A 12,284-nucleotide genomic window follows, 5' to 3' on the forward strand; every position below is an offset into this window, starting at 1 on the left:
AACCCGGATTATGTAATAGGATTCGTGATGAGTGTTGCAATCGCAAGAAAATCAGGCTGTTTGGAGATTTTAGCATAGCACCGCTATGGTGAAATTGAAAACAGCAACGAAGTGGCTGATTTTGAAGCGATTTCAGCACGTAATAGATTGTCTATTGCCTATTTCGGGTTTAAGTATAGAGAAATAGGATTATGATCTTCTGAAAGGAGTAATTTTTTCTGTAATTGAGTCCAATTATCTCAGTAAAAATTGTAAGATTGAAAACTTGATTCAGTATGTTTAAAAAAATTTCCGACATAAATTTATACTTACTCTTATATATTTTTATAAATAAATTTAAAAGCGGTAACCTTACCGAAAATAAAATTAAATTATTCTTCCAGTTCTATGTATTGAAAACTGCTATGAAAATAAAATTAAAAGCTTATGGCTTTTAATTAAGTATCTACAGGAATTGAATTTGTAGTTCATGGTTGTTAAGAAAATTTTATGTGTTTTTATCATGCTTTACTTTGATTATATTTTATTTAAAATTATTTTCCGCAATTATTGTATTTATAAATGTTAAAAATTAAATAAAAAATTGCATATTTATCATCATAAATTTTTAATTTATTGTTGTTTGACTATTGATACTATAGGTTTGTGAGTCAAAAATTATCATCAAATTGCTTTTGTTTGACAGAAAAAATGGTAAAATTGCATTTATCAATTTGATCAATTTTTTTTTAATAAATTTATTATTGTTTGGATATAACAGACAGCTAAACAAAAACTATTATGACTTTCCTTTTAATCCAATTTCCAGTTTAAAATTAATATTTGTTTGTTCTAAACAAATATGGGTTTATAAGGTTTACATGAAAATGTTATTTATGACCAATACCTTTTGAATTCTTTAATTTGATTAATTACTTAAACCTAAAATTTACTTATGTTAAAAATTTACAAATTGTGCAGTTTAGTACTGTTGATTCTGTTAGTGAGTACGGGATTTACCTTGGCTCAGATAGAACTTTCTGGTACAGTAACGGACGATCTGGGAGATCCTCTTCCGGGAGCGGCCGTTTTAGTAAAAGGTACATCAAGTGGAACAGTCACTGACCTTGATGGTAATTACACCATAACAGTTGCCAATCAACAAGCAACTTTGGTATTTTCCTTTTTGGGTTTCAATAACGTCGAAGAAGTTGTTGGAAACAGGACAACCATAGATGTTGTTTTAGAACAAGGGCTAAGTGGTTTGGATGAAGTAGTAGTAACAGGTTATGGATCTCAATCTCGAAGAGAAATTACTGGCGCCGTTACTTCTGTTGATTCAGAGCAATTATTGGCCATTCCCGCAACGACCTTTGCCCAACAGCTTCAAGGAAGGGCTGCAGGTGTTACGATTGTCAATGATGCTACCCCAGGAGGAGGAGCAACAGTGAGAATTAGGGGATTTGGTACTATTAATAATAACGATCCATTGTATGTTATTGATGGAGTACCTACTCAGGAACAAGGTAATTTGAACCCGAACGATATTGAATCCATTCAGATATTGAAAGATGCATCTGCAGCTTCCATATATGGATCAAGAGCGGCAAATGGGGTGATTATTATCACCACAAAAAGAGGTAAAGTAGGTAAACCTACTATTTCTTTTAATGCTTATTATGGTACACAAACCTCCGACCGTGGTCCCGACCCACTTAATGCAGAGGAATTAGGAGAGTACTTGTATCTGGCCAATATTTACGGAAACCCAAATACCGCTCCGACTCATGGACAATATTCCTGGGGGCCTAATGGTGAAGTAAGTATTCCAGATTATGTTTTCCCAAGTGGTGCGATGGAAGGAGATCCAGCAGTGGATCCTAGTCTTTATGCCCTTAGACCAGGAAATATCTACCCTATTACAAGAGCTGCTGACACCGATTGGTGGGCCGCTTCTACCAGGACTGCACCAATACAAAGTTATCAGGTAACGGCCAATGGAGGTACAGAAAATGGAAGGTATGCCCTTTCTCTTAATTACTTTAGTCAGGATGGTGTAATCAATAATATTGGTTACGACAGGTATTCATTAAGAGCAAATACAGAATTTAAAGCGCTTAATAATAGACTTACGATTGGGGAAAATCTCTCTGTAACAGTAGGCAATAGAAAAGGTGGTTTTGGAAATGGTTCAAGAGGAAATAACGAAGAACAAAATGCTGTATTTAGTTCCTCCCTACAACACCCATTATTACCAGTGTATGACATTATGGGTAATTTCGCTGGTAGCCGTGGTGCTAATCTTGGGAACAATTACAATCCAGTTGCCTTCTTGGAAAGAGCAAAAGACAATAGAAATCTTGAATTGAGGGCATTTGGTAATGTTTATGCTCAGATAGATTTAACGGACAATATTAATGTAAGGTCTAGTTTTGGTATAGATGCCAACAACCGTAGAGCAAGATATATTGGTAGACCTCAGCCGGAATATGTGGAGGGTAATTTTGTAAATAGCTCTACTGCTGAGAATTCCTATTCTTATCAATGGGTTTGGACCAATACAGTAAGTTATACAAAAACCTTTAATGATGTTCATGCATTTGATGCTTATCTGGGTTTAGAATCAATTAAAGAATTTGGAGAGATATTTGGTGCGTCACGTCAGCGATTTGCTTTTGAGACCAATCCTATAATCTCCTATCTTGATTTGGGAGATCCTAATACGGCAACAAACTTTGGGAGTGTAGAAAGCGATTACCGTCTTTATTCACAGTTTGGTAAATTGAATTACTCCTATGATGGGAAGTACATGGTTCAGTTTATATTGAGAAATGATGGTTCATCTAGATTTCTTGCTGCATCCAGAAATGCAACTTTCCCTGCATTTAGTTTAGGTTGGAGATTATCAGATGAGGCAGCAGTAGCTGATGCATTGCCTTTTGTTTCCGATATGAAATTGAGATACGGATGGGGTAAGACTGGAAATCAACTGATCGGAGACTATAATGCCTACACCACTTATAGGTCAAATATTTTCAATGCGGGCTATCCAATAGATGGATCAAGTTCTACACCAGCATTGGGTTTTGATACACAACGTTTTGGGAATCCTAATGCCAAATGGGAGACTACTACCTCCAACAATATAGGATTGGATGTTGAGTTTATGGACGGTAAGTATTATTTTGAATTGGATTTATGGAACAGAGTGACATCTGATATGTTGTTCCAAACCCCAATTAATTATGGTCATGGAGACGCAACGGCTCCTTTCTTCAATGTTGGACAAATGACTAACAAAGGAATTGACCTTAACTTAGGCTTGGATGATACTGCATTGGGTGGAGAGTTAAGATATGGGATTTCCGGTAATATCTCTATGTATAGAAACAATGTAGATAATTTGGCTGAGAATGATGATAACGTATTGTTTGGAACCTCGACAAGAGTACCATCAGTTACGATTACACAAGCAGGCTATCCAATTTCTTCATTTTTCGGATATAACAACCTTGGAATATTTCAAACCCAAGAGGAAGTAGATGGCCATCCAGCTTATGGTAATTACAATGCGGTAGGTAAATTTAAGGTTCAGGATGTGAACAATGATGGCGTTATCACTGATGCTGATAGAACCGTAATAGGAAATCCACATCCAGACTTTGTTTATGGTATCAATATAAATTTAGGATATAAAAACTGGGATCTTGCTTTATTCGGTAACGGATCAGTAGGCAATGATATCTTTAATTACATTAACTACTGGACTGATTTTAATACGTTCCAAGGTAACAAATCCAAGACAGCATTGTACGATGCTTGGCAACCTAGTAATCCAGGAGGAACTTTCCCTATCATGGATATAAATGACCAGGTGAGTAGCCGACCTTCCAGTTATTTTGTTGAGGATGGCTCTTACTTTAGGATGAGAAATGTGCAATTGACATACAACCTTTCTGATGTATTGCTTAAGAAAATAGGTATGAGTAATGCAGCCATTTATTTCCAGGGACAGAACTTGTTTACTGTGACTAAATACACTGGTACTAATCCTGAAATTCAAACAGGAAGTAACAATACTGTCGGATTTGATGGGGGTTATATGCCAATTTCCAGAAATTTGATTTTGGGAATAAATGTTACGTTTTAATCATTCATAACATAAAGAAGCAAACTAATGAGACGAATATATTTAAAAATTGCTACCGCATTTGTACTGGGATTGTCCATTTCTTCCTGTCAGGAAGAGTTTTTGGAAACAGTTCCACAGGGTCAATTCAGTACAGTTGATTTGGCAAATGGACAAGGCGTAGAAGGGCTTCTATTAGGAGCTTACGCGATGATAGATGGGTATGGACTAGACGGACAGTCTGGATGGAATGGAACTATAGACAACTGGGTATATGGTGGCGTCGTTTCTGATGACGCTTACAAAGGTACAGATGCAGGGGATCAACCTGAGCAATCCTTCTTGGAAGCTTTTGATTTTCAGCCTACCAATTTGCACCTAAGGAATAAATGGAGGGCTGTTTACAAAGGTGTGGCCAAAACAAATGACGTGCTTAACACGCTTAAAGCAGCAGCTGATGTTTCTGATGAGAGAAGGGCACAGATTATAGCTGAAGCTAGATTTTTAAGGGGCTTTTTTCATATGGAGGCAAGAAAAATGTGGAGAAGAGTACCTTATATAGATGACAATACCTTCGATCTAATTGATTTAGAAAGTAGTAAAGTTCCTAATGATAAGGAGATTTGGCCTAATATTGAGGCTGATTTTGAGGCTGCAATGAATGCATTGCCAGAATCCCAGGTGGATGTGGGACGACCTACCAAATGGGCGGCACAAGCTTTCCTTGCAAAGTCCAAAATGTTTCAAGGCTGGGATCAATCTACTGGGGCGGCCAATGCTACTGTTTTGGCTGAAGCGAAAACACTTTTGGATGATATATTGAACAATGGACCATTCACACTTACCAATACCTTTGAAGAAAATTTCTTGGTGGGAAGAAGGAACAATGAAGAGTCTATTTTTGAGATTCAATTTTCAATTTCCAGTGCAACTACTGCTGCCGCCAATGAAGGGACAACTTTGAATTATCCGTATACTGATCCTTGGGGTTGCTGTGGTTTTTATCAGCCTTCTCAAAATTTGGTAAATGCTTACAAAACTTCAGCAGACGGTCTTCCATTATTGGATACTTTCAATGATAGTGATGTAAATAACGATCAAGGTTTAGCCTGGGATGACCCATTTGATGCTTACGAAGGACCTTTGGATCCGAGATTGGATCATACTGTAGGTAGACGAGGTATCCTTTATAAAAGATATAAAATTCATGGAAGTGATTTTATTAGGGATCAAAATTATGCAGGGCCATATTCTCCAATCAAACATGTAGCAGAACCTGAGTTTTTCGGTATAGGCGCAAATCCTAGATTGTCTGCGAACAACTACAGAATTATGCGTTTGGATATGGTAATACTATGGCTGGCAGAAGCGGAAGTAGAGTTGGGAAATCTGGAAAGAGCAAGAGAGCTTGTTAATTTAATAAGAACAAGAGCAGCCAATCCGGATGGCTTTGTACCTAAAGCTATACAAGGTGCTGAGAGGAATGATTATACAATTGTAGAAGGAGAACCTGCTGCTAATTATGTGATCTCAACCTATGATACTCCATGGACAGATCCTGATGTAGCAAGGAAAGCTGTGAGAATGGAAACGCGACTTGAGTTTGCCATGGAAGGACATAGATTCTTTGACTTGCAACGTTGGGGAATTGCTGCTGAGACGATGAATGCCTACCTAGATGAGGAAGGAACGAAAAGGACTTATCTTAGTAATGCCAACTTTGATAAAGGGGTTCATGAGTATTTTCCTGTGCCTCTAGAGGCCATTGAAAGGTCTTTCAAAGATGGTTCACCAACCTTGGTTCAAGATCCAGCATTCGATTAAGTAATTTAAACTTATTAAATAGTAAAAAGGGTGAGGTTAATCTCACCCTTTTTATTTTTCTTTAAACTGAAATATGCAATAGACAATCTATTACGTGCTAAAATATTCTACATACAGGCTGATTTTCTTTCGATTGAAACATTTTTCGTAAATACAGGACAGGCTTCACCCCTGACTATTGTCAGGACGGAGAAATCCTATTACACAATCCGGGTTTAATCGGACTTTTAAATGGGTATTTATGACCTATTTTTTTTATATAAGTTTATGGTACTTTGATTAAGGTTGTTCAAAAAAAATAATGAAGTAAAATAGAGCAAGGTGATTGTTAATTTTTTATGATTATTACTTGCCTATTTAATAGGTTAATAACATTAAATTCTTTGATTTTCAAAGGTTTGTATTCTTAGTTTGGAAGAGTTTTATCAATTCATGTTGTGGTGTGCTTTTTGATTGATTAAAATAAATCTTATAGAAAATCCACTATACACCAAATCTATTCGTTTTCAAAGAGAAAAAATAGAAGCCTAGAGGATAGAATATTTTATTTTTCAACCGATATAATAGGTATATTTGACCTTTTAAATAAATAATAGCTGAATGCCGAAGTTAATTAGGATCACAACTGTTCCCATTTCTCTCAAATTATTATTAAAAAATCAAATGAGTTACATGTCAGATAAAGGGTTTGACGTGCTAATGGTTAGTGGGGAAGGAAAGGAATGGTTAGATGTATTAAAAAACGAAAAAGGCATAAGGAAAGAAGTGATCCCTTTCACTAGGAAGATTACCCCAGTTAAGGATATTTACTGTTTATGGTTACTTTTCAAGCTTTTTAAAAGGGAAAAACCAGATATCGTACATACGCATACCCCTAAAGCTGGTTTACTTGGGATGATTGCTGCTAAGTTGGCAGGGGTTCCTGTTAAGATTCATACCTTAGCAGGACTCCCTTTTATCGTTGAAAAGGGGAGGAAGGCAAAATTTTTGTCAGATATTGAGAAAATTACTTATCGTTTTGCAGATGAAGTTTGGCCAAATTCTCACTCATTAATGAAATTCATTGTGGAGAAAAAACTAGTTAACCCAAAGAAGGTAAGGGTGATTAGTGAAGGGTCTTCAAATGGGGTTGACTTAGAAGTTTTTGATAGGAACAACCTTCAGGAAAATCATTTGGTTGCGGCCACCATGAGAATTGTGCCGGGGGATGATGATTTTCTTATTTTATCAGTGGGTAGGTTAGTAAAGGATAAAGGAATAGCAGATTTGGTGGAAGCTTTTATCCAGTCAAAGATAGTCAACAGGTCAAAATTAATATTGTTGGGAGATTTTGAACAAGACCTAAACCCACTTGACCCTAAAACGATTAACCAGATAACTGATCATCCAAGGATAGTACATGTGCCTTGGACAAATCATGTAGCGCATTATATGGCTATCTCTGATGTATTGATTCATCCCTCCTACAGAGAGGGATTTCCCAATGTGTTGCTAGAATCGGGAGCGATGTGTTGCCCAATAATATGTTCAGACATCCCTGGAAATACTGATTTGGTTAAGCATAAAAAAACAGCCTTAGTATTTCAGGTAGGACTAGTATCTGCCTTGAAGGAAGCCATGGAATTTGCATTTGTAAGAAGGGCAGACATGCAGGGGTATGCTGAAAATCTCTACCAACGTGTAATTGATAAATTTGAAAGAAAATCCATTCAAAAAGAAATTTATAATGCTTATAATCGCTTATTGGAAGCGAAATAAGGTACATTAAATTAATTACCCTCTTTTTTTTTCCAAAACGTACATATTTAATTAATTTTGAAGGTGATCATAAACTATTTTTCTATGAAGAGGCTGGTCCTACCGGTTTTGTTTTTTGTTTTAATTACTTCTTGTATAAGTAATAAGCGAATCAATTATCTTCAAAATTTAGATGGGAATTCGCCAATAGAACTTGATGAATTTATCCCTTACGCTCAAGTGGATTATGAGTATGTATTACAGCCTTTTGATATTATAGATGTGGATTTTGCCTCCTCTAATCAAGACCTATTAAGAGCATTTGAATTTCAAGGGGCCAATGCTTCTAGGATTGGGAGGTCTGGAGGTACTAGCGGTGCTATGGATGTGTTTTATTTTTCGGGGTATTCAATAGATAAAAATGGCTATATCAGAATTCCCAATTTGGAACCCATTAAAATTTCAGGGTTGACTGAAGCTGAGGCTATAGAAAAGGTGCAGGAATCAATCAGTTATTATTTCAAAGATGAGGTACAGGTTAAATTAAGAATTGGTGGAATAAGATTTACTACTTTGGGAGAGTTCAGCCAAGTTGGGCCAAAAGTTATATTGAAAAATCGAGCAACTATCTTTGATGCCATATCCATGGCCGGCGAATCAAGCATATTGGCCCGGAAGAATGAATTGTTTTTGATAAGACAATATGATGGTGGAACAAAAATTCACCAAATTAACCTTAACGATAGGCAACTCTTAGCCTCTCCCTATTACTTTATACAGCCCAATGATATTTTATACCTTCAACCAATGAAAATCAGACAAATTGGTTCAGGAGAAAATTTAACTGCAAGTTTACAGCTGGGGGTTTCTATTATCACTGCGATGATGTTTGTTTATGGAATCACCTCAGGACTTTTTTAATTATGGAAAATCTCGATTTATCCCAGTTTGACGAACAAGAAAAGCCGATTGATATTAAATATTATTTGATCAAATACTTTAGGTATTGGCCTTTGTATTTGATCTGTATTATTATCGGATTAATTGTCGTTTTTCTTTTTCACAGGTATACAATGGAAAAGTATGAGGTAAAAGGCAGTGTAATGATTAAAAGTAATGCTTCCCCTGAAGTGAGAATTTTGGATAGGTCCAATATTTTTTCAGGTGGGGAAAACCTCACCAATGATATTTTGCTTTTTTCTTCAAAAAACCTTGCAACAGAGGCCTTGCAACAGCTTCATTTTGATGTAAGTTATTTTGCTTCTACCAATATTAAAGAAATTGAACTGTATAAAAACAGTCCTATTAAGGTAGAGGTAGATTGGGAGTATCCTCAAATAACCAATAGGAAAATAAGAATAAATATCCTTTCAGATACTACTTTTAGGTTACTTCCCGGAGAAAACACCTTGTTGGATAAATTCTTCATGAGTAATAAGTATGAGGAAGAAGAACGGGATGTCTTTAGAAAGGATTGGAAGTTTGGTGAAGATGTGCTTGGTGAAGATGCTAAATTTAAAATTTTCTTACTTGACAATTTGCGACAGTATGATACCTATGAATTTTTGCTTCATTCACCATCAGCTTTAATAGATAGTTATTCCAACGCAGTTCAGGTTAGGCCACTAATAGATTATGGTACGGTGCTGGAGATTAGTACAGTCACTAAGATTGTAGAAAAAGGAAGTGATTATATCAATGCTCTAATGGATGCTTTTCTTGAGTATGACCTCAAAGAAAAGAATAGAATTTCAGAAAATGCTTTAAAATTTATAGAGGAACAACTGTATATCGTTGAGGATTCTTTGAAATCTGTAGAAGGGAGAATGCAGCTTTTTAAGGTGCAAAATAAAATGCTCGATGTGAATGCCGAATTTGGAGGAGTACTAAACAATATTCAGGTTTTAGAAGCCAATATTCAAGCCATTGACTTTGAGTTGGCATACTATAAAACTTTAAAAAGTTACCTCGTCAATAAGACAGATTCTTTTGAAGAAATTGTAGCCCCTTCTGTGATAGGTATTACGGATGGGCTATTTAATGAGATGATTAAGTCTCTGGTAGACCTCTCATTGGAAAGAAGAAAGTTGCTTTCTATTGTTAAAGATACACATCCTGATGTCGAGGTTTTGGATCAACAAATAGAGAGATTGAAAGAGAATATTTTCGAAAATATTCAGAACCTTATTTCAAATACGGAAAGCAAGAAAAAGGAAAATCAAAAAAAATTAATCTCCTTTGATAAACAATTTTCTAATCTACCTAAGGCAGAATCGGATTACACCAATATTCTGAGAGAATTTAAATTAAGAGAAAATCTGTACACTTACTTATTAGAAAAAAGAGCAGAAGCGGGAATTGCCAAAGCATCTAATGTTCCAGATAATAGCATTGTAGACTATGCCAAAAGAGGGACACTTATTTACCCTAAAAAGACACAGAACTACACCTATGCTATTGGTTTAGGTTTTTTTCTCCCCTTTGGGTTTTTAGTTCTTTTTCATTACTTGAACAACAGGGTGATGGATCAGATCCAATTGAAAAATTTACTAAGAATCCCATTGCTAGGAACCATAGGTTACAGTGATAAAAACACCAATTTATTAGTAGCCGAACATCCTAGATCCCTAGCTTCAGAGTCTTTTAGGTCCCTTCGGTCAGCTCTTTTTTATATAGCTAGTGAAAAGAAATGCAAAAAAATATTGGTTACTTCCAGTATTTCTGGAGAGGGTAAGACTTATATTAGCTTGAACCTTGCTTCAGCTATGGCCTTAAGTGGAAAAAAAACTTGTATCATCGGGCTTGACCTTAGAAAACCTAAACTTGCTAAATACCTGGGAATCTCAAATAAAAAAGGGCTATCCACATTTTTAGTAGACAAGGACTCTGCAGATGAAATTATCCTTAAAACGCCTTATGAAAACTTATACGCAGTTCCTTCAGGAGCAGTTCCTCCAAACCCAGCTGAATTACTACTAAAGGATAAAATGGAGGGGTTTTTGGAAAAATTGGAACAACAATTTGATATCATTATTATGGATTGCCCTCCAGTTGGACTGGTTTCTGAAACGATGGATTTGCTACGTTTTTCAGATGTTAATCTTTACATAGTTAGACATGATTTTACCCACAAAAATCACTTGCTAATGATAAATGATCTATATGCAAATGATCAGGTGCGAAATTTTTATGCTATTTTTAATGGTCTGAAAAGTGGGGGAGACACCTATGATTTTGGCGGTTACAATTATGGGTATGGGTACAATTACTCTTATATGAAGAAAAACAGCTATGGTGACGGTTACTATATGGAGGAAGGAAAATTCAAAACAAGTTGGCTAGAGAAGATTCTAGCAAAATTTAGGGCTTGATTTCATAATGACAAATAACTTTAAGGGTGCCCTTGGATAGATACGTATTGAACTGTGGCTTTTAAGAAATAAGATAGTATGGGGTTGGTCTGGTTTTATTTCCAGTTTGATGCGGCAAAATTATTACTTGTTTCGCGGTTTATTTTTAAATTTTAAAAACTTATTTTATTCTAAATTATTATATAATGGAAAAATCAATATTGATTACTGGAGGTGCTGGTTTTATAGGTTCTCATGTTGTCAGACTTTTTGTAAAAAAATACCCTAACTACAGGATAGTAAATTTAGATTGCCTGACCTATGCTGGTAATTTGGAGAATTTGAAAGACATCGAAGGTGAAAAAAATTATACCTTCGCAAAAGTTGATATAAATAATGAAGACCATTTAAAAGAAGTTTTTAACGATTATCAGATTACAGATGTAATCCATTTGGCTGCAGAGTCTCATGTTGATAGGTCCATTACAGACCCGTTGGCATTTGTTAGAACCAATGTAATGGGTACTGTAAATCTTTTAAATACGGCAAAGAATCATTGGAAAGACAAAGCAAACCACCTCTTCTATCACGTTTCTACGGATGAAGTATATGGATCTCTAGATGATGGAGGTTATTTCCTTGAAACGACTCCTTATGACCCTCAGTCTCCGTATTCTTCTTCAAAGGCCGCTTCGGACCACTTTGTTAGGGCTTATGCTAATACCTATGGTTTGAAAACAGTAATCTCAAATTGCTCAAATAATTATGGGCCAAATCAATTTCCTGAGAAGCTTATTCCTCTTTGTATTCACAATATCAAGCAGAACAAACCTTTGCCTGTCTATGGAAAAGGTGAAAATATTAGAGACTGGTTATTTGTTGTAGACCATGCAAGAGCCATTGACCTTGTTTTTCATGAGGGGATAACCAATGAGACTTATAATATTGGAGGTTTTAATGAGTGGAAGAACATAGATATTGTAAAGCTGCTATGTGAAATCATGGACCGAAAATTAGGTAGGGATAAAGGTGCTTCAGCACAATTAATTACCTTTGTGAAAGACCGTGCAGGGCATGACCAACGTTATGCAATTGACGCAGATAAAATCAACAAAGAATTGGGTTGGAAACCTAGTCTTACCTTTGAAGTGGGAATTGAAGAAACAGTTGATTGGTACCTTGAGAATGAGACCTGGCTAGATAGCGTTACTTCAGGTGATTACCAAAAATATTACCAACAGCACTATAGTTAAAAAGCAATAAAG

Annotated in this window: 6 protein-coding genes; all 6 read left to right on the forward strand. The window is 35.8% G+C overall.

Annotation, left to right across the window (positions count from 1 at the left end):
* Positions 1-934 precede the first annotated feature (934 nt).
* The 6 genes from AC13EX_RS02930 to rfbB all read left to right on the forward strand — a co-directional run bounded on the left by AC13EX_RS02930 (position 935) and on the right by rfbB (position 12,272).
* Positions 935-4,129: a SusC/RagA family TonB-linked outer membrane protein gene (locus tag AC13EX_RS02930; RefSeq protein ID WP_482891478.1), complete on the forward strand. Its 3,195-nt coding sequence runs from the start codon at positions 935-937 to the stop codon at positions 4,127-4,129.
* A gap of 27 nt (positions 4,130-4,156) precedes the next feature.
* Positions 4,157-5,932 (forward strand): RagB/SusD family nutrient uptake outer membrane protein, encoded by a 1,776-nt coding sequence (locus AC13EX_RS02935; protein WP_482891479.1) that lies wholly within the window; start codon positions 4,157-4,159, stop codon positions 5,930-5,932.
* 600 nt (positions 5,933-6,532) lie between these two features.
* Complete coding sequence (locus AC13EX_RS02940) at positions 6,533-7,690, forward strand: glycosyltransferase family 4 protein (protein WP_482891480.1); 1,158 nt, start codon at positions 6,533-6,535, stop codon at positions 7,688-7,690.
* An 84-nt stretch (positions 7,691-7,774) separates the two neighbouring features.
* Positions 7,775-8,590, forward strand: a complete 816-nt coding sequence (locus AC13EX_RS02945) for a polysaccharide biosynthesis/export family protein (protein ID WP_048644090.1) — start codon at positions 7,775-7,777, stop codon at positions 8,588-8,590.
* 2 nt (positions 8,591-8,592) lie between these two features.
* Complete coding sequence (locus AC13EX_RS02950) at positions 8,593-11,040, forward strand: GumC family protein (protein WP_048644089.1); 2,448 nt, start codon at positions 8,593-8,595, stop codon at positions 11,038-11,040.
* 185 nt (positions 11,041-11,225) lie between these two features.
* A complete protein-coding gene (rfbB, locus tag AC13EX_RS02955) occupies positions 11,226-12,272 on the forward strand; it encodes a dTDP-glucose 4,6-dehydratase (protein WP_048644088.1) in 1,047 nt (348 codons plus the stop codon).
* The last annotated feature ends 12 nt before the right edge of the window (positions 12,273-12,284 follow it).

It is taken from the genome of Cyclobacterium sp. L-R (assembly GCF_056859355.1).

Coding starts and splice junctions, on each gene's coding strand:
- AC13EX_RS02930 (WP_482891478.1), top strand. CDS start 935: ATGTTAAAAATTTACAAATTGTGCAGTTTAGTACTGTTGATTCTGTTA.
- AC13EX_RS02935 (WP_482891479.1), top strand. CDS start 4,157: ATGAGACGAATATATTTAAAAATTGCTACCGCATTTGTACTGGGATTG.
- AC13EX_RS02940 (WP_482891480.1), top strand. CDS start 6,533: ATGCCGAAGTTAATTAGGATCACAACTGTTCCCATTTCTCTCAAATTA.
- AC13EX_RS02945 (WP_048644090.1), top strand. CDS start 7,775: ATGAAGAGGCTGGTCCTACCGGTTTTGTTTTTTGTTTTAATTACTTCT.
- AC13EX_RS02950 (WP_048644089.1), top strand. CDS start 8,593: ATGGAAAATCTCGATTTATCCCAGTTTGACGAACAAGAAAAGCCGATT.
- rfbB (WP_048644088.1), top strand. CDS start 11,226: ATGGAAAAATCAATATTGATTACTGGAGGTGCTGGTTTTATAGGTTCT.